20 protein-coding genes are annotated in these 25298 nt (G+C 61.0%); 5 read left to right on the forward strand and 15 right to left on the reverse strand.

The window, feature by feature from the left end:
* Positions 1-249: 249 nt before the first annotated feature.
* Positions 250-888 carry a LysE family translocator gene (locus G442_RS22640; protein ID WP_176589881.1) on the forward strand — a complete coding sequence of 213 codons (639 nt, stop codon included), beginning with the start codon at positions 250-252 and terminating at the stop codon, positions 886-888.
* 225 nt (positions 889-1113) lie between these two features.
* Here the strand turns inward: G442_RS22640 and G442_RS26235 are convergent, their stop codons facing one another.
* Positions 1114-2130, reverse strand: coding sequence for a nitroreductase family protein (locus G442_RS26235; RefSeq protein ID WP_084440639.1), 1017 nt, complete (start codon positions 2128-2130; stop codon positions 1114-1116).
* 32 nt (positions 2131-2162) lie between these two features.
* Positions 2163-3227: a quinone oxidoreductase family protein gene (locus G442_RS0115145; RefSeq protein WP_246789479.1), complete on the reverse strand. Its 1065-nt coding sequence runs from the start codon at positions 3225-3227 to the stop codon at positions 2163-2165.
* Between the two features lie 23 nt (positions 3228-3250).
* Between G442_RS0115145 and G442_RS24520 the strand changes: the two genes are divergently transcribed.
* The gene (locus tag G442_RS24520; protein WP_084440640.1) at positions 3251-4126 is read left to right on the forward strand and encodes a LysR family transcriptional regulator; all 876 of its coding nucleotides are present in this window, start codon (positions 3251-3253) and stop codon (positions 4124-4126) included.
* 239 nt (positions 4127-4365) lie between these two features.
* On the opposite strand, the gene gltB is transcribed toward G442_RS24520, so the two are convergent.
* The 5 genes from gltB to G442_RS0115175 all read right to left on the reverse strand — a co-directional run bounded on the left by gltB (position 4366) and on the right by G442_RS0115175 (position 13886).
* Positions 4366-8919, reverse strand: a complete 4554-nt coding sequence (gene gltB, locus G442_RS0115155) for a glutamate synthase large subunit (protein ID WP_026398669.1) — start codon at positions 8917-8919, stop codon at positions 4366-4368.
* 6 nt (positions 8920-8925) lie between these two features.
* Entirely contained in the window at positions 8926-10362 is a 1437-nt protein-coding gene (locus G442_RS0115160) for an NAD(P)-dependent oxidoreductase (protein ID WP_026398670.1), read from the reverse strand.
* Positions 10363-10577: 215 nt separating this feature from the next.
* Entirely contained in the window at positions 10578-11540 is a 963-nt protein-coding gene (locus G442_RS0115165; RefSeq protein WP_026398671.1) for a complex I NDUFA9 subunit family protein, read from the reverse strand.
* Positions 11541-11811: 271 nt separating this feature from the next.
* Positions 11812-13218 (reverse strand): sensor histidine kinase, encoded by a 1407-nt coding sequence (locus tag G442_RS0115170; RefSeq protein WP_026398672.1) that lies wholly within the window; start codon positions 13216-13218, stop codon positions 11812-11814.
* The gene (locus G442_RS0115175) at positions 13218-13886 is read right to left on the reverse strand and encodes a response regulator (protein WP_026398673.1); all 669 of its coding nucleotides are present in this window, start codon (positions 13884-13886) and stop codon (positions 13218-13220) included. Before G442_RS0115175 ends, G442_RS0115170 begins: the two co-directional genes overlap by 1 nt.
* Positions 13887-14034: 148 nt before the next feature.
* On the opposite strand from G442_RS0115175, the gene G442_RS24035 reads away from it, so the two are divergent.
* Positions 14035-14577: a hypothetical protein gene (locus G442_RS24035; RefSeq protein WP_146882552.1), complete on the forward strand. Its 543-nt coding sequence runs from the start codon at positions 14035-14037 to the stop codon at positions 14575-14577.
* A 114-nt stretch (positions 14578-14691) separates the two neighbouring features.
* On the opposite strand, the gene G442_RS0115185 is transcribed toward G442_RS24035, so the two are convergent.
* The 7 genes from G442_RS0115185 to G442_RS22655 form a co-directional block, all read right to left on the reverse strand.
* Positions 14692-15975 carry an NAD(P)/FAD-dependent oxidoreductase gene (locus tag G442_RS0115185; RefSeq protein WP_026398674.1) on the reverse strand — a complete coding sequence of 428 codons (1284 nt, stop codon included), beginning with the start codon at positions 15973-15975 and terminating at the stop codon, positions 14692-14694.
* Positions 15976-16056: 81 nt separating this feature from the next.
* Positions 16057-17559 carry an acetaldehyde dehydrogenase ExaC gene (exaC, locus tag G442_RS0115190; RefSeq protein ID WP_026398675.1) on the reverse strand — a complete coding sequence of 501 codons (1503 nt, stop codon included), beginning with the start codon at positions 17557-17559 and terminating at the stop codon, positions 16057-16059.
* A gap of 320 nt (positions 17560-17879) precedes the next feature.
* Entirely contained in the window at positions 17880-19178 is a 1299-nt protein-coding gene (locus tag G442_RS22650) for an allantoate amidohydrolase (RefSeq protein WP_246791247.1), read from the reverse strand.
* Positions 19179-19344: 166 nt separating this feature from the next.
* Positions 19345-20061, reverse strand: a complete 717-nt coding sequence (locus G442_RS0115205) for an MgtC/SapB family protein (protein ID WP_026398676.1) — start codon at positions 20059-20061, stop codon at positions 19345-19347.
* A gap of 147 nt (positions 20062-20208) precedes the next feature.
* On the reverse strand, positions 20209-20541 hold the full coding sequence (locus G442_RS0115210; RefSeq protein WP_026398677.1) for a hypothetical protein: 333 nt from the start codon (positions 20539-20541) through the stop codon (positions 20209-20211).
* 259 nt (positions 20542-20800) lie between these two features.
* Complete coding sequence (locus G442_RS0115215) at positions 20801-21262, reverse strand: hypothetical protein (RefSeq protein WP_026398678.1); 462 nt, start codon at positions 21260-21262, stop codon at positions 20801-20803.
* A 31-nt stretch (positions 21263-21293) separates the two neighbouring features.
* Positions 21294-21878, reverse strand: a complete 585-nt coding sequence (locus G442_RS22655) for a hypothetical protein (RefSeq protein WP_084440641.1) — start codon at positions 21876-21878, stop codon at positions 21294-21296.
* Positions 21879-22079: 201 nt separating this feature from the next.
* Between G442_RS22655 and G442_RS22660 the strand changes: the two genes are divergently transcribed.
* Positions 22080-22979: an ADP-ribosylglycohydrolase family protein gene (locus G442_RS22660; protein WP_051292392.1), complete on the forward strand. Its 900-nt coding sequence runs from the start codon at positions 22080-22082 to the stop codon at positions 22977-22979.
* 220 nt (positions 22980-23199) lie between these two features.
* Here G442_RS22660 and G442_RS22665 read toward each other — a convergent pair whose 3' ends face one another.
* Positions 23200-24192 carry a nucleoside hydrolase gene (locus G442_RS22665; RefSeq protein ID WP_051292393.1) on the reverse strand — a complete coding sequence of 331 codons (993 nt, stop codon included), beginning with the start codon at positions 24190-24192 and terminating at the stop codon, positions 23200-23202.
* Positions 24193-24385: 193 nt separating this feature from the next.
* Here G442_RS22665 and G442_RS0115240 point away from each other — a divergent pair, with 193 nt between their 5' ends.
* Complete coding sequence (locus tag G442_RS0115240) at positions 24386-25267, forward strand: AraC family transcriptional regulator (RefSeq protein ID WP_035376746.1); 882 nt, start codon at positions 24386-24388, stop codon at positions 25265-25267.
* Positions 25268-25298: the final 31 nt, after the last annotated feature.

Genomic DNA, 25298 nt, shown 5'->3' on the forward strand with positions numbered 1-25298 from the left:
TCGACCATGCATCATCGGAAAATACAGACTGTATCATGCTCATGACAAAGAGCTATGCAGTGCGCTCCGTCTTTCAAGACCTAACAGGCCCTAGAAATTTAGAGCCATAGAATGCTCTTCCGAAAGCGGATGTCGTCAGGTGCTTGCATTGAGGGAAAGAATGTTCGAAATTTGCATGCCTCACGGCCTGTGCGTGCAGTTCATTATGATTCTGCCAAGTAAAAACTGTTCCAAGGATCAAACAATTACATGAGCCTGATGCAGGATCTTTATGTCGTTATCGCTGTTTCGGCATTCTGGCTGATCGCGATGATTGTACCTGGACTGGATTTCCTGCTTGTGACGCGCCTTGCTGTTCTGCGGGGCCGATCGGCGGCGTGGCGGGCGACGCTGGGGATCGCAACCGGCGTCGCGATTTGGGGGATATGCGGGTTTTTCGGGATCCGTACGCTGTTTTATGCCGCTCCTTGGCTTTATCTTTTACTCAAAGTTGGCGGCGGGCTCTATCTGTTCATAGCTGGTTGCACGCTGTTGATCGGGAGCTGGAAGCCCAGCGCAGCGGATGCCACAACCGCGTCAACTGATCCCACTTCCGGCGGCTTTCGCACAGGACTTCTGACCAATCTGGCCAACCCGAAGGCCCCCGTCTTTGTCTCGAGCCTTTTCGCCGCCGCTATGCCGCAGCACGCCCCAGTCCAGCTGGGACTTGCCTGCGTATTTGCCATGTTCGCTATTGCTGCCGGCTGGTTTGGTCTGGTTGCGATGGTGCTGAGCCATGAGCGGGTTTCGGCCGCGTTTCTGCGATGCCGACGTTGGATCGATCGCTGCGCGGGGCTTGCCTTCATGGCACTGGGCATTCGCTTCATGACTGAACGCACCCCCGGATAGGTTTGGTCTTTACGACACTCAGAAACCCACCAACAATCATTTGCAGGCACACCTAAGAGGATTATGTATAGCACATCGTCTAAAGGGTTCGAAGAACCGTTGATTGATGTCAGCGCTTTGCTCTCCGACGGAGTATGGTTCAAATATAATAAAGCCTACTTCAGGCTCAGGAAATTACCCCGACGACGTCCCGGCTCATCACTCGTTAAGTTGACTACACGATTGCTAAGAACCAGAAGGCCGCACCGCGATAATCGAGAGCACCTCATCAGCGCTAGGCGCAGGTGACGCAGCCACCTCAAAGCTTTCAGGTAGATGACCGACGCCGATGAATGTAATGATTATCTCATGGTCGGGAATCTGAAAGGCATCGCGCAGTCGCTGATCCCGAACATAATCCTCAGACCAGTTCAGCATGCAGGTTCCCAAATGGCCGGCATGCAGAGCGTAGACGAGCGACATTGCAAAGAGCCCGCCATCTATCCAGCCCTGGTTACGCTCTCCGATCATATCAAATTCGCGCAAATCGACGGTAACCACCAACACGGCGCCAAGTTTATGACCGAATCCGCGATTGCCATTGTGATAGCTCAGAAGATAATTGCGCAATTCTGGATCATAAGCCGCATAAACGCGACGCATTTCGCGGTTGCATGTGCGTGGCGTCTTGATGGCTCGCTGCACGGCCTTTTTGATATCTTCGGGAGATACGCTTTCTCCCGTAAAATGTCTTACGCTGCAACGTGTTTGTATGAACCGATCATAATCGAAGAGCGTCGCCTCTTCGATCTCCTTGCGGTTGAGTGTAATGGAACCGCCGGGATAATCCGCGGCTCCCATCCCAGCGACAAGCGCGCGTAATTCAGTCTCGACCTCAATCGGTAATGGCAGCCCTCGATCGTCGTGATATTGCACATAGGCTCGCATGCAACCCCGCGCGCCTCGGGTCGCCACGCTCGCTTTCCCGCTGCTCTCCAGCTCCGCAATTGCAGCGAGAATCGGGCGAATTTTTCGCAAACCAAACCCGGCCTTAGGCACTTCCATCGCCAGTCCTTTTTCAAGACTGTGATAGGCGGAAACAAGATAAGACGTAAGCGCGGCAGGATCAGGGTTGATGTCTCTGGTACTTGAGTATGTCAGGAATTTCTCCATATCATAATCATAATTGCGCCTGACCTCATCCAGATCGGCTTTTGGTGTATATTTCCGACGTTCTTGCGTCAGGTCGATTGCATCAGACATGGTTGTAACCGCCAAAAAGAAGCTTGAAGACATCAGGGAATCAGGATGATCGATCCGGTGGTGCGGCGATCTTCCATGTCCCGATGAGCACGTGCGGCATCATGAAGCGGATAAGCCGTAACATGAGGCGCTGTAATGACGTGGTTCGCCATGGCGTCGAAAAGATGGTGGGCCGCAACCTCATATTCACGGCGATCGGCAGTGTAATGCGCAATCGAAGGACGCGTGACGAAGAGCGAACCTTTCCCACCTAAAATCGGGATAGGGAGAGGATCAATCGGGCCGGAGCTCTCGCCAAAACTTACAAGCGTGCCACGAGGGTGGAGACAATCGAGCGATTTGTAAAAAGTCGTTTTTCCAACAGAGTCGTAGACGACACGAACGCCCTGTCCGCCAGTGATTTCTGCCACCCGCGTTTGAAAATCGTCCTGTGTGTATATGATGACGTGATCGCAGCCATTCCTTCGTGAGATCTCCGCCTTTTCTTCGGATCCCACAGTTCCGATGGTAGACGCGCCGATATGGCGCAACCATTGACAAGCGATCGAGCCGACGCCCCCCGCTGCGGCGTGGAAGAGAACGACATCTCCGGCAGCAATCGGTACGCAGCGGTGGATGAGATATTCCGCCGTCAAACCCTTGAAAATGAGAGCCGCCACGTTTTCAGTCGATAAACCATCAGGGACCGCCAGAGCGCGCGCAGCAGGGAGATTCCGATGGGTTGCATAAGCACCAGCCGGGCCGCCAACGTAGGCGATACGCTGCCCAACTTCGAAATGCGAAACGCCTGACCCAACTGATGTGACGATCCCGACCCCCTCAACTCCCAGGCCACTCGGCAACGGAAGTTTTGGAGCGAACACGCCCTTACGATGATAGATGTCGATGTAGTTTACGCCAATCGCCAAATGACGAATCTGGATTTCGCCCGCGACGGGATTTGGTAAATCGACTTTTTCGAGGGAAAAATTATGTGGATCTCCATATTCGGAAAACCGGATCGCTTCCATTTCCAGTGACATCGCTGTAATTCCTCTAAACTTTGCATAAAATGACTTGAATTCTCTATCAAGTCCATGTTCTTTAATGGAATCCAACTTTCCAAAAATGGAAACCAGACATGGACTGGAATGATTTGAGGTTTTTCCTCGCGGTCGCAAACCTGAAATCCCTCAGTGCTGCAGCGACGCACCTCGGGGTAAGCCCGTCCACAGTCTCGCGTCGGATCGAAGCATTGGAGTCTGTGCTCAAGGTGAGCCTTTTCCGCTCCCACCGTGACGGCTATGACTTAACAGAAACGGGGCATGATCTGGTGCCGGCGGCAGAGCGTGCCGAAGCGCAAATGCGAGTTTTCGAGCGAAGCGCTCAAGGATGGCACGATGACTATGCTGGACCTGTTCGTATCGAAGCTCCTGAACTACTTGGCCAGGACGTGTTACTACCCGGCTTGTCCGAGTTCATATGCGACCACCCAGCTATCCAGATCGAATTACGTTCCAGTGTACGGACGACGCGTCTGGTCGGCGAAGAATCCGATATTATTATTCGGCTTGTTCGCCCTGATCAGGGAAGTTATCTGCAACGTCGCTTGGGACAGATTCCTTTCGGTCTTTATGCATCAAAAACATATGTCGCACGTTACGGCGTACCAGTGCGACCGGAAGATCTTTGTGGCCATCGGGTTATCGGATGGGCGGCGGACTTGCACTACTTAACCATGGCGATTTGGTTAGAGACGCTTTACCCCGGGTTCCATCCAATATTGCGTTTGTCGTCACTAAGCGCTCAGCTATCTGCCGTAAAGCAGGGAATTGGACTGGCTGTCCTACCAAACTTCGCTGCTCAGGGGGCTGATTTAGTACCCGCGCTTCCAGAGGTGTCCCCTCTTGTTTCTGATTTATGGATACTAATACATGAGCGATCTGGATGTTTACCTCGCGTGGAAGCCGTTAAAAATTCGCTCGTTGATATAGTTATTAAACAGTTTGGAACATAATACGACGTTAATTCTTCCTAGAATACAATAAGCAATTTTCGGTTATTATTGAGCGCAAACATACTGACATGCGGTGAAAGGTAGGGCGAAACTGTCAGCCATTTCGGTAGAGATTGTGGCCGATTGTCCAGTTTTCGTGCCTAATAGCCGACCTTCCGCTACCCCCTAAACACGACACCACATACCTAAATAATCAGGATACTTCGAGGGCGGGCCGTCACCAGCCCGCCCTCAGCTAATCACGCAGAAATCGCCTCACGCTCCGGGATCGGAAAACCGATGACCCGGGCGTAGTCCTTCGGCACGATCTGCCAGAATTTCGGCAGAGTGTGCCGCCATTTGTGCAGAAGCATCTCGGCGTAGCTCGAATGCGTCTCCCGCGCATGGGTCTCGACCAGATCGCGCAGCGTCTTTTCCCATTTCGGATCGGACACGCGCTGCCAGAACACATTGTCCGGGTTGATTTTCTGCTCGAAGCTGTCGTCTGCGTCGTAGACGAACGCCATGCCGCCGGTGAAGCCCGCGCCGAAATTGTCGCCTGTTTCACCAAGGATGACGACCGTTCCGCCCGTCATGTATTCGCAGGCGTTCGATCCGCAGCCCTCGACCACCGCAACGGCGCCGGAGTTGCGAACGGCGAACCGCTCGCCCGCCAGCCCCGCCGCATACAGCGCGCCCGCGGTGGCGCCATACAGGACGGTGTTGCCGATGATGGCGTTGGTGTTGGACGCCAGCGCGGACGACGCAGGCGGACGGACGACGATCGTGGCGCCGGACAGGCCCTTGCCAACATAGTCATTGGCGTCGCCAAGAACTTCCAGCTTAAGGCCCTGCACCGCAAACGCGCCCAGCGACTGTCCGGCCGAGCCGCGCAGACGCACGGTCAGATGACCCGGCGCCAGCGTGCTCATGCCGTACTGCCGCACGATCAGCGAGGAGATGCGCGTGCCGATGGCGCGCAGCGTGTTCTGCACGTTGTAGTGCAGTTGCATCTTCTCCCCGTGCTCGAACAGCGGTTTCGCGTCCGCGATCATCTGCGCGTCGAGCGTGTCGGGCACCTCGTTGCGACCTTCGAGCGTGCAATAGCGCGCCTCCGGCCCCGGATCGGCCTGAACCAGAAGCGGGTTCAGGTCGAGATCGTCGAGGTAGTCCGCGCCGCGCGACACCTGATGCAGAAGGTCGGTGCGCCCGACGATCTCGTTCAGCGTGCGGAAGCCCAGCGACGCGAGAATATTCCTGACGTCTTCTGCGATGAACGAGAACAGGTTGATGACCTTCTCGGGCGTGCCCTCGAATTTCGCGCGCATCGCCGGGTCCTGCGAACACACGCCCACCGGACAGGTGTTCGAGTGACACTGGCGCACCATGATGCACCCCATCGCGACAAGGCTCGCCGTGCCGATGCCGAACTCTTCCGCGCCCAGCATGGCGGCAATGACGACGTCACGGCCGGTCTTGATGCCGCCGTCCGTGCGCAGGGTCACGCGATGACGCAGGCGGTTCAGCATCAGCACCTGATGCGCTTCCGCGAGCCCCAGTTCCCACGGAAGTCCGACATATTTGACCGAGCTTTGCGGGCTTGCGCCCGTGCCGCCCGAATGGCCGGAGATCAGGATCGCGTCAGCTTTCGCCTTGGCGACGCCCGCCGCGATCGTGCCGATGCCCGAACGCGCGACCAGCTTCACCGTCACGCGCGCTTCGGGGTTGATCTGCTTGAGATCGTAGATGAGCTGCGCCAAATCCTCGATCGAGTAGATATCGTGATGCGGCGGCGGGGAGATCAGGGTCACGCCCGGCGTCGCATGACGCAGCTTCGCGATCAGCTCCGTAACCTTGAAGCCCGGAAGCTGCCCGCCCTCGCCCGGTTTGGCGCCCTGCGCGACCTTAATCTCGATCTCACGGCAGTCGTTCAGATACTGGGCCGTAACGCCGAAACGTCCCGACGCGACCTGCTTGATCGCCGAAGACGCATTGTCGCCGTTAGGGCGCGGCTTGGCGCGTGCGGGATCTTCGCCGCCCTCTCCGGAGTCCGACTTGGCTCCGATGCGGTTCATCGCGATCGACAGCGTCTCGTGCGCTTCCGGGCTGAGCGCGCCCAGAGAAATTGCTGGCGCAATAAGGCGCTTGCGCAACTGCGTGATGCTCTCGACCTCCTCGACCGGGATGGCCTGACGGCCCGGGCGGAAATCCAGAAGATCACGCAACGCGACCGGCTTCTGACGATGCACGGCGTCGGCGTAACGCTTGTAGATCGTAAAGCTGTCGCTAGCGACTGCTGTTTGCAGCATATGGATCAGCCCGCCGTCAAAGGCGTGGACCTCTCCACTGCGGCGCATTTTGTAAAGACCGCCGACCGACAGAACGCTGTCGCCCATGCCCCACGCTTCCTCATGGAAGGTAAGCACGTTGCGCGCGATGCCCGGCAGGCCGATGCCGGAAATGCGCGAGGGCATGCCGGGGAAGAATTCGGCCGTCAGGGCGCGGGACAGCCCCACGGCCTCAAAGTTGCAACCGCCGCGGTAGGCCGCCGTGATCGAGATGCCCATCTTGGACATGATCTTGAGCAGGCCCTTGTCCACCGCCTTGCGATAACGCTCGACGGCTTCGCGCAGGGACATGTCGCCGAACAGGCCGCGCCGCAGACGATCGGCGATGCTTTCCTGCGCCAGATACGGGTTTACGGTCGTCGCGCCGACGCCGATGGTCACGGCGATGGCGTGCACGTCCAGCACGTCGGCCGCGCGCACGTTCAGCGACGTGAAGGTGCGGAGCGAATGGCGGACGAGATGCGTATGCACCGCCGCCGTCGCCAGGATCGCCGGAATGGCCGCGCGTTCGGGCGACTGCGCCTCGTCCGTCAGGAAGACGTGGCTGCACCCTTCGCGGACCCGGTCCTCGGCTTCGCTGCGGATGCGCGCGATTGCTTCGCGCAGGCCGTTCTCGCCGTCCGCGACAGGGAATGTCGTGTCGATCGAGCCGCCGTCCGCGCCGCAGAAATTGCGGAGCGCCTCGAACTCGCCATTGGTCAGAACCGGGCTGGGCAGTTGCAGCAGATCGCACTGCTCCTCGCTCTGCGCAAGAATGTTGCCGAGGTTGCCCAGACGCGTGACGAGGCTCATCACCCGCGATTCACGCAGGGAGTCGATGGGCGGATTGGTGACCTGGCTGAAGCCCTGACGGAAATAGTGCGACAGGCCACGATACCGCTCCGACAGAACCGCAAGCGGCGTGTCGTCGCCCATCGAGCCCACGGCTTCGGCCGCAGTCTCGACCATCGGCTGCAGGATGACTTCCAGTTCTTCGAGCGTCGTGCCGACGGAAAGCTGGCGACGACGCAGTTCCTCGACGCCGAACATGACCGGTTCGGTCACGTCGTTACGAACGATGGAGCCGATCTTCTGGATCTTGCGGACCCATTTGGAAAAATCCTGACGAGAGGAGAGAAGGTCCAGAAGCTCCTCGTTACCGTAAAGCTTGGCTTCGTCCAGATCGACGCCGATCGTCTCTCCCGGCCCAAGGCGGCCGCGGCTGACAATCTCGGCGGCCGGAACCTTGACCATGCCGGTCTCAGAACCAACGATCAGCAACCCGGCGGCAGTCAGTGTGTAACGCAGCGGGCGCAGGCCGGAGCGATCAAGCCCGGCGATAACCCAGCGTCCATCCGTGGCGCACAGCGCCGCCGGACCGTCCCACGGCTCCATGACGGCGTTGCAGTACGAAAACATGTCGCGATGCTCGGCCTTCATCGACGAATGCGCGCCGACGCTCGCGGGCACCAGCAGCGTCTTCGCCGCGGGCGCGTCGCGCCCGGCGTGGGTCAGCAGTTCGAACACATTGTCCAGCGTGGCCGTGTCGGACCCACCCACCTGCACGACCGGCTTGATGTCGGACATGAAGGGGTCGAGTTCCGGGTCGGCCAGCCGTGTTTCGTGGCTGCGCATCCAGTTGATGTTGCCGGAAATCGTGTTGATTTCGCCGTTATGGGCGATCCGGCGGAACGGCTGCGCGAGCTTCCAGGTCGGGAACGTGTTGGTCGAATACCGCTGGTGATAGATCACGAAGCGGCTAACGAAACGTTCGTCCAGCAGATCCGGGTAGAAGTCCGTGATGTGCTCGGCAAGGAACATGCCCTTGTAGATCAGAGAACGGCACGACAGCGAACACATGTAGAGATCGACCTGGTTCGCAATCGCCGCCTTCTCGATCCGGCGCCGGATTACATACAGATCGCGTTCGAAACGCGCCTCATCATGGCCCGGCAGATTGCGGATCATGATCTGCTCGATCTCGGGACGCGTGGCGTTGGCTTTTTCGCCGATGCACGCGGTGTCGATCGGCACCTGCCGCCAGCCATAGATGGCGTAGCCAAAATCAAGAATCTCGGTTTCGATGATCTGGCGGCAGCGCTCCTGCGCCGTCAGGTCGGTCTTGGGCAGGAACACCTGACCGACCGCTATACGCGTGCCGGGGGCCAGCGTCTCGCCATTCGCCTTGATGGCCGCGGCAAAGAAATCCTGTGGGATTTCCACATGAATTCCGGCGCCGTCACCGGTTTTTCCGTCAGCGTCGACGGCGCCGCGATGCCAGATGGCCTTCAGCGCCTCGATACCAGCCTGAACGACGTCGCGACGCGCCTTGCCGTCCAGCGCCGCAACCAGACCGACGCCGCAGGAATCGCGCTCGTCCGTCGGGTCATATAGGCCGCTCTGGAGCGTCTCGGCATTCCGCCGCCACGCTTCTACAAAGGTATCTCCGCTCTCACGGGCGGAACCGAAACCGGAATTCTGGTCCATGTTGTCTTACTCCGCCGCCAGAGGGGCCAAGGCCCGCTCTTTGATCCATTTGTGAATTTGTGTCGCTGCGTCGCGGCCGTCGCGAATGGCCCAGACCACCAGACTGGCGCCGCGCACGATGTCGCCCGCTGCAAACACGCCCGGAAGACTGGTCTCGAAACGCTCCCGATCGACCTTGAGCGTGCCCCAACGCGACACTTCGAGATCCTCTGCGTCCCACTGCTCCGGCAGCGGTTCCGGGTCGAAGCCCAACGCCTTGATGACCATATCAGCCTTGACCGTGAACAGGCCATCAGGCTCCGGCTCGATCGACTGACGCCCGGTTCCATCCGGCAGCCCCAGACGCATGCGCTGCGCGCGCACGCCGGTCACCGTATCATCGCCAAGGAAGGCCTCCGGCGCCGCGAGCCAGACGAACTCGACGCCCTCTTCCTCCGCGTTCTTCACCTCGCGGACCGAACCGGGCATGTTCGCCCGGTCGCGGCGATAGAGGCATTTGACTGAACGCGCGCCCTGACGGACCGCCGTGCGGACGCAATCCATGGCGGTGTCGCCGCCGCCGATGACGACGACGTCCTTGTCGGCCGCATCCAGTTCGCCTTCCGGCAGCGCGTCGCCCAGAGAACGACGGTTGGAGGCCGTAAGGTAATCGAGCGCAGGCACGATGCCCGCGAGGCCCGAACCCGGCCCGCCGATGTCGCGAGACTTGTAGACGCCGGTCGCGATCAGGACCGCGTCATGACGCTCCCGCAATTGACCGAGCGACACCTCGCCCGAACCGGCGCCAATCGCCTGATTGAGATGGAAGACCACGCCCTGCTCTTCAAGGAGCTTCTGTCGACGTGCGACGATATGCTTTTCCAGCTTGAAGCCGGGAATGCCGTAAATCAGCAGGCCACCGACGCGGTCATGACGATCATATACGTGCACCGTATGCCCCGCCGCGCGCAGCCGCTCGGCGGCGGCGAGGCCCGCAGGACCTGCGCCGACGACGCCTACGGACGTGCCGAGTTCGCGCACCGGAAGCGCCGGTTTCACCCATCCCTGCTCGAACGCCGTATCGGTGACGAAACGCTCGACTGCGCCGATCGTGACGCTCTCGAAGCCCTTCTCGATCACGCAGTTGCCTTCGCACAGCCTGTCCTGCGGGCAGATGCGGCCGCAGATCTCGGGGAAAGTATTGGTCGCCGAGGACACTGCGTAGGCTTCCTCAAGGCGTCCCTCGGCGGTCAGCATCAACCAGTCGGGAATATTGTTCCCCAGCGGGCAATGGACCGAACAGAACGGCACGCCGCATTGCGAGCAACGGCTCGCCTGCCGCTCCGCTTCGGAACGGGCGAAATCAACGTAAATCTCGTCAAAATCCTTGAGCCGCGCATCCGCCGTGCGCTTGTCCGGCTGCGCCTGTGGTACCGAGACGAACGAAAGCATGGGAGCGGACATGGTGCTCAATTCCTTTATCGCCGGATTCAATCCAGCGCATGACATGTCTGAAGCGGGACGCTGGACTTAGCTCAAGTTCCAGACAGACAAAAGGCAGCAATACTGACCTTTTTAACAAAAACGACAGCGATGACCTCGATGGTCGCAAGCCGAACGGAGAACGAAAGGAATCAAACCGGACCAAATTAATTGTAAGCGATTGTTTTGTATATTTTTTATGAAGCATCCCTGAAACGCGCCATGTATTGCGGCGCCACAAGACCAAGCGGCGTCGGAGTAATTCCAAAGGCCTCCAGTCCCGGCTCAACGCCCGTTACGACATTATCGACCGACAACATCAGAAGCTGATCACGCGTCAGCATCCGCCCTGGCAACCGCTCCAGCACGGCCGCCTGAAGTTCAGCAATTCCGTCAGGCACCGCGAAGACTACCTTCCTCCGACCGGTCATTTCGAGCACTTTTCGCCCGATTTCGGTCATCGAGAGGACCTCCGGGCCGCCCAACTCGTACACATGCGACGCTCTGGAGCGGCGAAGCGACCCCGGGGCCGCCGCCTCTCCCTCGCCAAAAGCGGCGACGGCGCGCCTTGTCGCTTCAGCGACGTCAGCCACATAGACAGGCTGCAACCGCGTCCGCGCGCTATAAACGGGCAACGCCAGCGGCACATATCGAGCAAGTGCTCCCATAAGGTTGAAGAACCCGTCTTCCGGCCCGAACAGCACAGAGGCGCGCAAAATCGTCGCATCGGGAAAATGCTGCCGGACCTCGGCCTCACCTGCCCCGCGACTACGCCCGTAGGCGGACGGGCTGGAGACCGAGGCGCCGAGCGCCGACATATGAATGAACGACGTCACCCCCTCTGCGGAAGCCAGCCGGGCCACACGCCCGGCGCCGGCGACATTGACGGTTTCCAGCGCCCTGCCTCCGAGCACTGCCGCCAGATTAATGACCGTCGACGCGCCGCGCAGCGCCGTCGCGACGGCGCTCTCGTCCTCCACTGGCGCATAGAACGGCGCGATCTGCCCAACGTCGCCCAGTGACCGCAGGCGCTCGGCCAGATCCGTGCGGCGGCACGCGACACGCACGACAAACCCGTCCTGTGCGAGTTTCCGGACCACATAGGCGCCAAGAAATCCGGAACCGCCGAATACGGTTGCGATACGCTGACCAAGCTCCATCATTCATCCCCCGACAAAGCACTTGCGACACGAACGCGCGGCGCCCAGCGACGACTGAAAAAAGGCTATGAAAATCAGGGCGAACACGAAATTTCCTCCAGACAGCGTTACGGCAGGCGATTTTCAGACCGTCAGCCATCTTCGAACTTGCCGCGCAATGACACGGGACGACGAGGTCCCCCACTTCACGATGAGGGGAAGCGCTCCATATGGGACAACTCCCGCACAGGCCGTAACGACGCAAATGGCCCTGCAACCGACAAATCGAGCGTTACTCCGTACCGCCGCCACGCGGCAGCGTGATGACCGCCGCTAGACCGCCAAGCCCGGAGCGCCGAAGCTCCAGCGAGCCTCCATGAAGCTCACACAGCTCTCGACTGATCGACAGACCAAAGCCGTATCCGGCCTCAGTCTCGTCCAGACGCCTGCCCTCCTGCATCGCCTGCAGCATCTCCGCCTCGCCAAGCCCCGCGCCGTCGTCTTCGATCAGAACCTGCGCCAGACGCCCGCCGCGAGGAGCGGAAATCCGAACTTTCGAGCGCGCATGTCGCCAGGCGTTGTCGAGCAGGTTGCCGAGCATCTCATCCAGATCCTGCCCGTCGCACCGCACCAGAAGGTCGTCCGGAACACTCTGCTCGATATCGAGGCGACGCTCGGCATGAAGACGCCTCAGAGCCGAGACGAGATCTTCGATATGAGGCGCCACAATTTCCACCGGGTGCGCGGCGGTTCCGGCCGACGTCGCGCGCGCACGACCGAGATGTCGCCGGATCTGGCTTTCCATCCGCTCGACCAGCGCGGCCAGCCGCCCGTCAGCGTCGCACGCGGACTCCGCGAGATCGAGTTTCAGCGCGGCGAGCGGCGTCTTCAGACCATGCGCCAAATTGGCGACATGCGTGCGCGCACGCGCCACAGCCTGCTCATTCGCCTGAATCAATTCGTTCAGTTCATCGACGAGCGGCAGCAGTTCCGTCGGCTCGGACACGTGTATCTGCCTCAGCTTGCCCGCACGCACCTCCGCAACCATCGCCTGCAGGCGCACCAGCGGGCCGAGCCCGACGCGCAATTGCGCAAACAGGGCGACGAGCAGGCAAAACGCCATTCCCCCCAGGCATACGAGCAACGGCGTCATCGCCCGGCGCAGCGGCCGTTCGACGATCTCTCGTGGTCCGGCCACGATAATAACCGAACGACCGAACGACGTCGGGACCGACGCCACACGGTAGTGAAGAAGCCGGCCGTCCCGCCCCCGCACGTCCATTGGGCGGGGGAAAACGAGCTCGCCGCGCACCATCACCCCATCTCGCCGGAAATGCGGCATACGCGGCAGATGCTGCTCCGGTGGAGGCGGCGGAGGGGGGGGCATCGGCAGGTCCGCCCCGTTCAGTGACGCTGAACGCACCGTGCCAGCGTCTCCGATCACCTCCCAAGCCCACCCCGAACCCGGGCGATTGAACGGCGGCGCGTCTACGTGGAATCCCGGATCGAGCGTTCCGTTTGCATCAACGGACGACGCCAGAATCTCGATCTGCGCGTCCAGGCGCTCGTCCATGTCATGCAGAACGAGCCAGCCCAGTTCATGGCCTATGATGATCGAGGACAGACCGAAACCGACAAGCAGCGTCACGCAGGTCGTGACCAGCAGACGCCCGGTCAGCGAACGCGGCAGAACCCGCATCACGCGGCTCCGCCTGCAGTCAGCCGATAACCACGCCCGCGCAGCGTTTCGATCATCTCCGCGCCGATCTTGCGTCGCAACCTGCCAATAATCACCTCGAGCGAATTGGAGTCGACCTCAGCGTCCCCTTCGTAAACCCGCTCCAGAAGATCAAGGCGCTCCACGACCGCCTCCATACGCAGTATAAGGCAGGACAACACGCGCCATTCCAGCGCGGTCAGACGCACGGGTATGCCGTCTTTTTCGAAATGCCCAGTCTGGGCATCGAAACTCAGAGAGCCGCATGAGAGAGCGCTGGTCGAATGCCCGGCTGCGCGACGCACCAGCGCGCGCAAACGCATAACCAGTTCCTCGATCCGAAACGGCTTCACGAGGTAATCGTCAGCGCCCGCCTTGAACCCGCGCACCTTGTCAGACCACCCGTCCCGCGCCGTCAAAATCAGCACCGGCATGCGGCGCTGCGCGGCGCGCCACTGCTGCAGCACACTGACCCCGTCGAGCGTCGGCAACCCGATGTCGAGCACCGCAACGTCATACGTCTCGGTCTCGCCCAGATGCGCGCCGTCCTCCCCGTCCGCCGCCACGTCGACAGCAAAATTTTCTGCGCGAAGCGCACGGGCGATCCGGTCAGACAGCGCCTCGTCATCTTCCAGCAACAGAACACGCATTACGACCTCCGAACGCCAGCGCCATCCATAACGGCGCTACTGCGCTCCTACGCCGTGCAATCTGAACCCAACCTGAACAGCCCGGTTCAGCGTGCGTCAGGAGCGCGCTGGTAAACCTCCGTTCAACGACAACCTGTGGAGTTTGACCATGTCGGTCGAAAAAACACGACGCTACCGGACCGCGGCCTCCGCCATCGGCCTGCTTCTGGTCGGAGGAATCATCGGAGACGGCATGGCGTCACTTCGCCGCCCCGTGATCGAGACCGCGCCCATCGCTCCGGTCGCAATAAACAGGCTGCAGCAATCGCACGGCCCCGTCACGGTCAAGGCCCGCGTGGCTGAAGTTTTCGGCCATGACGCCATTCTGGATGACGGCACCGGCCGTATTCTGGTTGAGCTCGGCCATGGCCCGGACAGGGACGGTTTGCTGACGGTCGGCCACACCCTCACCGCCCAGGGGCGTTTCGGCCACGGCGTTCTGCACGCCAGATTCGTGGTCGCCGAAAACGGCGATGTGGTCGAGGTCGAACTGCCCCCACCGCCGCATCGCCACCGCCATAGGCCGCCGGAAGGCCCGGACGGACCGCCGCCGCCCGATGGACCGAAGCCCCCGCCTCCTCCGCCCGGCCCTGATCATGCGCCGCCAGTTACGCCTCCCGCACAGGACGCCGGGCAGACGTCACATCAGTGAAGGGGCGCACGAGCCTCCGCCTTCCTGAGGCAGGCGCGCGCTCTGATTGCGACGGAGGTAGCGGCCGGCCTCACACGGGAGATCGGCCGACATCCGTCCGCCACGGCCGCGTTTTTAGTCCAAGCGGGCGGACGGACGAGCCGCCGCGTCGACCAGATCCGCCAGCAGCGACATCATCCCGCGCCAGAAACCGTAAAGTTCGATCTGATGCTGGCGATACAGCATAACGTGGCCCAACCGCGCGGCCAGCCCCTTCATCCAGCCGCCGCCGAAGACACCGCCGCCCGGCAGCGTGCCCCAGCCGTTGTAATCGCCCAGCGCCACGATCGCGCCCTTGTTGCGAAACACGCACGACGGGACAGGCTTGCCTGAGCGGAGCAGCGCCGGGATATGCCGCGCCAGATGATGCGCCTGCTGCCGTGCGACCTGCGCCGTCGGCGGCAGGGGCTCGTCCGCGATGTAGGAGCAGTCGCCCATCGCAAAAATCCGTTCGTCGTCGATGGATTGCAGGTTTGGATGAACGACGATCTGCCCAGAACGACCGAGCGACAATCCGCCATATGCTTTGGTGACGTCGGGCGCCTTCACGCCCGCAGCCCACACTCGCAGCGAGGCCGGGACATGCGTTCCGTCCTTGAGGCTGAACCCCTCCGCGTCGGCGCCGGACACCATCGCGGACGTGCGAACAGTCACGCCAAGCCGAGCCAGTTCCTTTTCAGCCGCAGCCGACACGCTTTCGGGGAAAGCCGGGACGATGCGCGGTCCGGCCTCCAGCAGCGTGATCCGCATTTTCGGCGGCGAAGCGCCGAACGCGTGCAATTCGACAATTTCAATCGCCTTGTGCAGCTCCGCAGCAAGCTGTGTGCCCGTCGCACCGCCGCCGACGATGGCGATATTAAGCTCGCTCCCCGTCGCATAGGCGCGAAGAAGCTCCATACGAAATTTTTCGTTGAACCCGTTCGCTTCAACAAGATTGTCAATGAACAGGCAATGCTCCGCCACGCCGGGCGTACGGAAATCATTGGCGCAGCTGCCGATGGCGAAGATCAGCAGGTCGTACCCGATGGTGCGGCTCTCGAGCACCACCTGGCCATCTGACGCCTGCAGCGGACCAAGCGTGATCTCGCGCTTTTCCCTGTCGAGACCGACCACGTCGCCCGGCCAGAATTCAAAGTTATGGGCGCTGGCCTGCCCCATAAAACTGATACGGTCGTTCTCGTTCGACGCCGTGCCCGCCGCAAAGCAATGCAGCATGGGCTTCCACACGTGCGAAAAACCGCGATCGATCAGCGTGATGCGCGCTTCGCCCTGTTTCCCGACCGTCGCGCCAAGCCGCGTCGCCAGAGCAAGTCCGGCGACTCCGCCGCCGACAATGACGATTCCGGTTTTCGACGACATCAGTTTCGATACCTCATAGCTGTAGAAATTGCTCCCCGGCGGAGAGCAGGACCGGAGCGAAAAACGCCCCGGCCGACCCAATCAGAAGAAGCCGAGCTTCTTCTCGCTGTAGCTGACCAACAGGTTCTTGGTCTGCTGGTAGTGCTCGAGCACCATCTTGTGCGTTTCGCGACCAATGCCGGACTTCTTGTATCCGCCGAACGCCGCATGCGCCGGATAGACATGATAGCAGTTAACCCAGACGCGCCCAGCCTGCAGACCCCGCCCCATGCGGTAACAAGTGTTGGCGTCGCGCGACCACACGCCGGAGCCAAGACCAAATTCCGTGTCGTTGGCGATGGCCAGCGCCTCTTCTTCAGTCTTGAACGTCGTCACCGCAAGAACGGGTCCGAAAATTTCTTCCTGAAAAATACGCATCTTGTTGGTGCCCCGGAACACGGTCGGCTGCACGTAGCATCCATCGTTGAAATCGGGGCCAAGATCCGGCGTCGCGCCTCCGGTGAGAAGCTCTGCGCCCTCGCCTTTGCCGATGCCGATATATTCGAGGATTTTCTGCTGCTGCATGGTGGAGTTCTGCGCCCCCATCATGGTCTCCGGATCGAGCGGGTTGCCCTGCCGGATCGCCTTCACACGCGGAAGGGCGCGCTCGATGAAGCGCTCGTAGATATCCTCATGCACCAAAGCGCGGCTTGGGCAGGAGCAGATCTGCCCCTGATTCAGCGCGAACATGGTGAAACCCTCGATCGCCTTGTCGAGATAGTCGTCGTCGTGATCCATGACGTCGGCGAAGAAGATGTTCGGCGACTTGCCGCCCAGCTCCAGCGTAGCCGGGATCAGGTTTTCCGCGGCGGCGTGCGCGATCATCTTGCCCGTCGGCGTCGATCCGGTGAACGCGATCTTGGCGATGCGCTTGCTGTTGGACAGCGCGGCGCCGACGTCGCGGCCAAGGCCGTTGACGATGTTCAGCGTTCCCGCCGGGAAAAGATCGCCGATCAGTTCCATAAGAATGAGAATGCTTGCGGGCGTGGTCTCGGCAGGCTTCATCACGATGCAGTTGCCTGCGGCGAGAGCCGGAGCCAGCTTCCACGACCCCATCAGGATCGGGAAATTCCACGGAATGATCTGACCAACGACGCCGAGAGGCTCATGAAAATGATAGGCGACCGTGTCTTCGGTGATCTCGCTCAGGGCGCCTTCCTGCGCACGAATGCAGCCCGCGAAATAACGGAAATGATCGATGGCGAGCGGAATGTCGGCCGCCAGCGTCTCGCGGATCGGCTTGCCGTTGTCCCAGCTTTCCGCACGGGCGAGCAAGTCGAGATTGGCTTCCATCCGGTCTGCCGCCTTCAGCAGCACGAGCGAACGTTCGGTGGCCGACATATGCGACCACACCGGGAACGCCTTGTGGGCCGCATCGAGCGCGAGTTCGATGTCCTCCGCAGTGGACTGCGGGACTTCGCAGATGACCTTTCCGTTCACCGGCGAGGAGTTTTTCATGTACTCGCCCTTCACGGGCGCCTTCCACTCTCCGCCGATGAAATTCTCATACCGGGACTTGAAGGGTGGTTCCTGATTCACGGCCATATTGGCGCTCCGTGGTTCTGATCGATGCCATTCCGGCAGGACGCCGGATCGAACAAACAGGACCATTCTGGTCTTGTTATCTATATACGTCGCTATATAGATAACTGGCCCGTCGCAAGGGGCGCTTTCATCACGCTGACGTGAAAAATGGCACTGAGTGCCATTTTTTGCGGGAATTCATTCACTTGCAATAAACGCAACCCTGATACGCAAATAACCCGACATAAAATCGTCCAGCGTCGGCCGACGCCATGCAGGCCCATGTGCATGGCTGCCGCAGACGACACGTGCGCAAACCTTCCGGCTGAGAACAGTCTCCGTCACGGCGACCTGAATCGCGGATTTTGCGCCAGTTCGTCAGCAAACCGGATCATCGCCGCAAGCGCCAGTTCCACGTCGTCATCGAGAACAGACTCCGCCGGGTTGTGGCTGATCCCGCCTGCGCAGCGAATGAACAGCATGGAGACCGGCGCAATCGCCGCGATGTTCATCGCGTCGTGCCCCGCCTGACTGACAATCAACGGCGGTTCATACCCAGCGACATCCCGCACAGCGCCTGAAAGCGCCTCGTTCAGCATCTGGTCGCAGACAGCGCCTGCGAGCTGATGGCGCTCCTCCACCGCGTGACCGACGCGCCGCTCGGCGCAAATCGCGGCGGCGGCCGCGAAAATCTCCGACGCGGCCCGATCTCGGGTCTCTCGCAGCGCCGCACGCAGATCGAGGCTGAACGTGACCGCACCGCTCACGATATTCGTCGCAGAGTTCTCGCCCGTCGAGAGCCACCCCACGGTCGCCACCAGATCGACCGGCCCGCGTGCGGCGATCTCTTCGATGGCCAGCACTATGGCCGCCGATGCCGTCAATGCGTCCCGCCGCTTGTGCATCGCCGTGCCAGCGTGGGCCGCCATCCCTTCGACCGTAAAGTAGTAGCGCGCCTGCGCGGCGATGCTGCTGACCACGCCGAGCGGCAATCCCGCCTCTTCGAGAGACGGCGCCTGCTCGATATGCGCTTCCAGATACGCCGCAACCTCGCCCGGCGCGCGGTAAGCGTCCGCGAAGCGATCCGGGTCAACGCCCCAGTCCGAAAGCGCATTGACCAGAGACACGCCGCCACGGTCCGAAACCGCCAGAGCGTCGGGCGGCAGCACGCCCGCAACTGACCTCGAACCGAGCATGTAGGACGGAAAACGCGATCCTTCCTCGTCCCCGAAACCGATCACTTCCAGCGCGAACGGAAGCCTGCGTCCCGCACGGTGGAAGGCGTCGACCAGCTCGACGCCAAGCATGACGCCCAGCATTCCGTCATAGCTGCCAGCGTCCTTGACGCTGTCGACATGCGAACCGACCAGCAGTGCGGGCGCCCCCGGCGTCAGCCCTTCATATCGTCCCAGAATATTTCCGGCGGGGTCGAGGGAGACGGTCATTCCCGCCTCCTGCATCCAGCTGGTCGTAATCTCGCATGTCGCCTCATGCCCCGGACCGAGAAACGGCCGGAAGAGATGATCGCGCGTATCACTGAACGGCCAGCGGCTGAGCAGGTCGCACCGCGCGACCGCGCGCGCTCCCCCCGGTTCCATCGCCGCCGCGGCGGCGAGCGCGACCTCTGCGTGCCGCGTCACAGCCCGACACCCGGTTGCGGGAACAGCCACGCCTGAGCAACAGCCAGGCGCGTTCGATCGGGCAGGGAATAGGACATGACTGCGAAGATGACGCGCCGCTTCAGGAAAAGCAATCGAGCGGCCTGCAGCAGGGGCTGTGCGGTTTTCTCCGTCAGCCGCAGCGGGCTCAGTTCTCGCGCGCGGTCAGCCAGGTCGCGTGTGTGACGCCGTTTTCCGTTTCCAGAAATTCGACCACCCGGTCCAGTTCCGCCGTCTCGACGACGCTGCTGCTCAGGACAGCGGAAATTTCTATGCTTCCCTCCCCGCGATCAGACAGCGTCACGTCGGCGACCGGAAAACGCGCCGCCTCCAGCCGGTCGACTAACAGGTCGCGCAGCAATCCGGCGTGAGCCTGATCGGTCAGCAGGCTCACGGAATAAGTGGCCTCGGCGGATCGCCCTACGACCGGCACACGGTCGATCGCCTTGACCAATGGCCTCAGCAACGTGTTTCCCGCGATGATGAACAGGGTAAGCAGCCCGGCCTCGGCCACCAGATCGGCGCCAGCGCAGGCCCCTACGGCGGCGGAGCACCACAGCGTCGCCGCGGTGTTCAGACCGCGTATATTGGCCCCGTCCTTCATGATGACGCCTGCGCCCAGAAAGCCCACCCCGGACACGACATAGGCTATCACGCGCACCGCGCCGTCATTGCCCGTCAGGCGCACGGCGAGATCGACGAACGCGGCTGCGCCGAGCGCGACGAGAGCGTTGGTGCGTAGTCCTGCCGTCCGCTGTCTGTATTGCCGCTCCGCGCCGATCAGCGTTCCAAAAATGAACGCAGACAGATAGCTCGCGCATGTATCGAGAAAAGACCGGGGATCGAACGTGGCGATGAAATGCATCGGGCGCCTCTGCCGCCTTGGCGAACGCCAGAGGGGCGGTGCGCCGTCGCGTAAACGAGGCGAACCGTGACCAGAGGCGACGACGGCGTCAAGCGACAAACATGTGTCGCACGACGCCGCGATGGCCGCCCGCTGAGATGCCCGCCGTTATTCGTTCCGCAAAGCGGACGCCTCCTCCTCCCGCGTGCCGAACGGAGTTTCGCGCAGTTCATCGCGCTCATTCATGCTGCCGCCAGGATCGCCAAGATTATCCTGCAACCGAGCATCCTCGATAGGCTGCCCGTCCGGGCCAAGCGGAACAGCCGGATCGACAGGCTCCTGCCCCGCTTCCGGGTTTATCTCCATTCCAACGAGGTCGCCCGCCGCCTCCAGATAGCCCTCCGGCCCGCAGGTCGGCTTTCCATCAGCTTCCCACAACGCCTTCGCTCGCGCCTTGATCCGCGCCTGCAATGATGGCGACTCTTCCAGAGGATTTTGCATGTCGTTTCTCCCTTGCGACGCCGCCCTTCGGACGAGTGCGACCGAACGGACAAGCACGTTCAGAAAGTATAACGCATCGGGAGCCGATCCGTGCGCTCCTTTTCTCATGAACTTCCGCCTGATGAATTGCCGTTCAAAAGCGCTTCTGCGGGGAGCAGGCCAGCCATGGTCCATTTGCCGATTCCGGACTCGGCTCACCAGGTAATGACCCTGCCTGCACGGCCACTGATTACAGAGAACGTTCCAGGCGCCAATCATGTTACCGAGAGATATTCCGTGCTCTTTCGTTGAGAACGGCCAAAACGAATTTCATCAGACGCTTTGGCGCCACAACATCAACGCCTGAGCGGCCGTCTGCAACTGCAATCACCTCGTGAGGCCACGACGACCACCATCTGTCTTTCTTGCCTCTCCAGACATTACTTTTCATTTCCGAAAAAAATTTTGACCGGCGCAGGGTCATTTCGATAGCGCTGGCGTCCGTGCGCGCAACTGTAATCCGGAGCGGACGCGCTCGGTAGCACTGCACCCAAACCCCAACAAACGCCCCGACCAACTCGGGCAGGACATACTCAAGACCACTGAGCATATATAGGAAAACACAAATAGCGAGCAACAGACCGGCTACGGAAAGTGCTTCTGCAATCCCATAGACGGGAAATATCAGGTCGCGAAGAACTCCGTAGCGGGATGTTATTTTATATTCCCCTGCTTCAAACAAACTTTTTCTCCACGCCACCCCCCTCTGACTATCACGGCGCAGGAAGCGTCCATCCCATAAGAGCGTGTTCGATCAATGCCCCATTTTTATCCATCCAGGCCGACGCTTCGTGATTGACGCCAGGGCTGACGCCGTAAAATCTGCGCGAATAAATTACGCCCATACCGCCACTTTCGACCAGTTGAAGACGAGCGAAGGCAATTTCAAGCACGCCGGCGTCAGACAACGCTGCTTCTGCGAAGTAAATGGCTGGTTTCTCGGCAGTAGCCTGAACAGCGTCAACTTTCAGGATTTTTCCGTTCTTCTGGTATAGCGCAACCGTGTTGTTGGCTATTTCCGCCATGCGATCCGCTGAATGTGCGTCCGGATACCGGACGATCGTCATCATCTCCAGCCACTTCTGCAGATCCTCCTGCCCTTCGGGCGTGAATTCCTGCTGATTTCCGCTTTGCCACCGGAACAGGTAATCGGATCCCCTGAAGGTAAGATGGTCAGTCACCGTCCCGGCTCCTTCCGCTTCGACGCACACTACTGGAAGCGTGGCGCAGACCAGAAACGATCCGCAACACGTTTTAAGGAACTCCCGTCGGGAGATACGCGGCATCGGCTTGGTCATCGAGTGATCGTCTTTCGAGGTCCTGCCTGCACGATTGCTTCCAGGCAAAGGGTGGCGGTCGCGCTCAGCAAGCCGACAAGCAACATACGCGCAATCATGACTGGCGCCTGACTGAGGTCAAGCATTTGTCCGCATGAATGAATTCCGCCCATTCGACATAACGTCCCCGGCATGGCTGAATACATGCATGGAGAGGCTATCATGACTGAAAATATCAAGCCCGGCTCAATCGAAGACCGCGCCATCGGCGCATTCGTGGGCCTCGCCATAGGCGACGCTCTCGGAACGACGGTCGAGTTCCAGCCCCGCGGGTCCTTCGCGCCAGTCACCGGGATGCGCGGCGGCGGCGTGTTTGGCCTCAACCCGGGCGAGTGGACCGACGACACCTCCATGGCGCTCGCACTGGCTGACGCTGTGTTGGAGAATCCTGATCTTACCGACCCGGCTGGCGTCATGAACCGCTGGCTGAGATGGTACATATACGGCGACTACAGCCATAACGGACGATGTTTCGATATCGGGCTTCAGACATCGGGCGTGCTGCGGAACTGGGAGACCGAAGGCCACCTGCCCGCCCATGACACTGACAGCGCTGGCAATGGCGGAATCATGCGTCTCGCCCCCGCAGTTCTGGCGCATCTGGACGACAGGGACGCCGCCATCGACACAGCGCGTCGGCAGAGCGACATGACGCATCACAACGCTTCATGCCGGGGGATCGCGGGCAATATGGCGGCCATTTTATTCGACCTGACCCACGGAAACACGGAACCCATCACACCGCCAGAGATCACCGCCCGCGCAGAACGCGATGTGCAATCGACGGGCTATGTCGTCCATACGTTCGAAGCGGCCCTCTGGGCCTTCGCACCCCAGGACGGATTTACGGAGATCGTGTTGCGTGCCGTGAACCTTGGCGATGACGCCGACAGCGTCGGAGCGGTGGCGGGACAGATCGCCGGAGCACGTTACGGCCTTGGCGCCATCCCCGCCGACTGGCTCGCTGCGCTGGCGTGGCGAGACGATATTATCGACAAGGCGCGATCGCTGATTCGAACCCACCATGGAGGCGCCTCCACGTCACGAGCGCGAGCCATCTGACGAGACGCTGGCGGCGATGCACGCTGGCTGTACGCCACTGTACCTGCCGCTATCGTTGATCGGCGCCCCTCGGCACCGTCACGTTTACGGCGGAAGGCGAAATCATATCGAGACCTTGTTCGGAAAGCCCCAAGGCTGGCGGCGCGGCGCTATACATTACTACAGAGGTTCGACCGCCACCGTCCCGGACATGCGTCGCACTGCAACAATCACGCCCCGATCACGAGTCCCGCGCCTGAAGAAATGCCGGAGCGACAGTCCCGCCGTTTCCGTCGTCCTTGAAACGCGCAAGCAACTCCACGATCACGTCATACAGCGCATCTGCGTCCCCTTCGCGCAGGAACTGAACGTTCGTCGGCAGATCGGTCACGCCCCACCAGTCGACGACTGTCATGCCCATGGTCAGTTCGCTCGCCGTTTCCACGCGGACATTGACCAGCTTCCCGCGATACAGATCCGGGCGCAGCAGCCACAGAACGGTGTTCGGATCATGCAGCGGACCGCCATCCGTGCCGTATTTCGTCGCCTCGAACCGCTTCTCGAAGCGCAGCCACCCCGCGACCACCCGCCCCACGCGATTCCCGATCGCTTCGAACCGCGCCAGACGGGCGGCGGATGTATGCAGGCTGTGCGTCAGGTCGAGCGGCGCCATCACAAGTTCGACGCCGGAACGCAGGACCATGTCCGCCGCATGCGGATCGACATACACGTTGAACTCGGCGGACGGCGTGATGTTGCCGACCTCAGCGAAGGCGCCCGACATGGTCACGATACGCCGTAGTCGTGTCCTGAGCGCAGGCTCGCGTGCGAGCGCCAGCGCGATGTTCGTCAGCGGACCGATGGCGCAGATCGTCACCTCGCCCGGCTCGTTCTCCATCACCGTGCGGATGATGAAATCGACCGCATGGCCAGGCGAGGGCGCGCGCCTCGGCGGCGGTAGATCTGCGCCCTCGAACCCGGTGCGGCCATGGACATGGGTCGCGTCCACCCGTTCGCGCAGCAGCGCTCGCTCCGCGCCAGCGTGGACGGGCACGTCCGGCCGTCCGGCGAGGTCGAGAGCCTTGATCGCGTTCTCAGTCGCCTGCGCCACGCCGACGTTGCCCGCGACCGTAGTGACGCCCAACAGTTCGATCTCAGGGCTGGCCAGCGCCAGCAGAATCGTCAGCGCGTCGTCCTGACCTGGATCGGTGTCGATGATGATCTTCGTGGTCATGGTCGCCTCCGTTGTGCCGTTGGGCGTTGAGGTGTCGCGAATGACCGGGGGCGTCAAGCGCCAACGAAGCTCACCCCATGCAGGATTTTGGAGCGAGACGTCCGCCGAACCAAAAACCGGACCTGCTTATAGCAATATCTGCCGAGCGGATTGAACACGGCGCTGCTTAACTGCCTTCGCCACGGAGGACCCCATGCCCGAAGCCGCTCGCGGACAGTACCAGGCAAGGATGCAGCGCGTGCTCGACCACATCGACCGTCATCTGGACGACGATCTGAGCCTTGATGCGCTGAGCGCCGTCGCCGCTTTCTCGAAACACCACTTCCATCGCCAGTTCGCGGCGACCTTCGGCCTCTCCACCCATCGTTACGTCCAGCTCGCCCGAATGCGGCGGGCTTCACACCATCTGGCGTTTCATACTGCGGCCAGCGTCACAGAAATCGCGCTGAACGCCGGATATCAGGCGCCGGATGCTTTCGCCCGCGCTTTTCGACAGCGTTTCCGCCAGTCGCCCACCGATTTTCGGAAAACGCCGGACTGGAAAACGTGGCTTACGGCTTTTGGGCCATTCATCGACGCACGGAGCAGGCATATGGCGAATTACACATTGAACGACGTCGTCATCCGCGATTTTCCCGCCACTCCTGTCGCCGTCATGACCCATCTGGGCGATCCACAAGGCATTCCCGACACGATCCGACAGTTCGTCACGTGGCGCCGATCCGTCGGATTGGGAAAGACGGTGAGTGACACTTTCACGATATTCTATTGTGATCCCCGAAGAACGTCACCGACCCAGTTTCGCCTCGGCTTATGCGCAGCAACAACCGGAACGATCCCCCCCAACGATGATCCTGTGACGCAAGACCTGATCCCTGGAGGACGTTGCGCCGTTTTGCGCGTCATCGGGAGCAGCGACGACCTCGAGGATCCTGCGACTTTTATCTATCGGAACTGGCTGCCCGGCAGCGGAGAGGAATTGCGCGACTTTCCTTTGTTTTGCCAACGCGTCACGTTTTATCCCGATGTGCCGGAGAATGAGACTGTGACGGACCTGTTCCTCCCTCTCGTTTGAAGATTGGCGACGGAATGACGGAATAAGCCGA

This window comes from Acetobacter nitrogenifigens DSM 23921 = NBRC 105050, from assembly GCF_000429165.1.
GTDB lineage: Bacteria > Pseudomonadota > Alphaproteobacteria > Acetobacterales > Acetobacteraceae > Acetobacter > Acetobacter nitrogenifigens.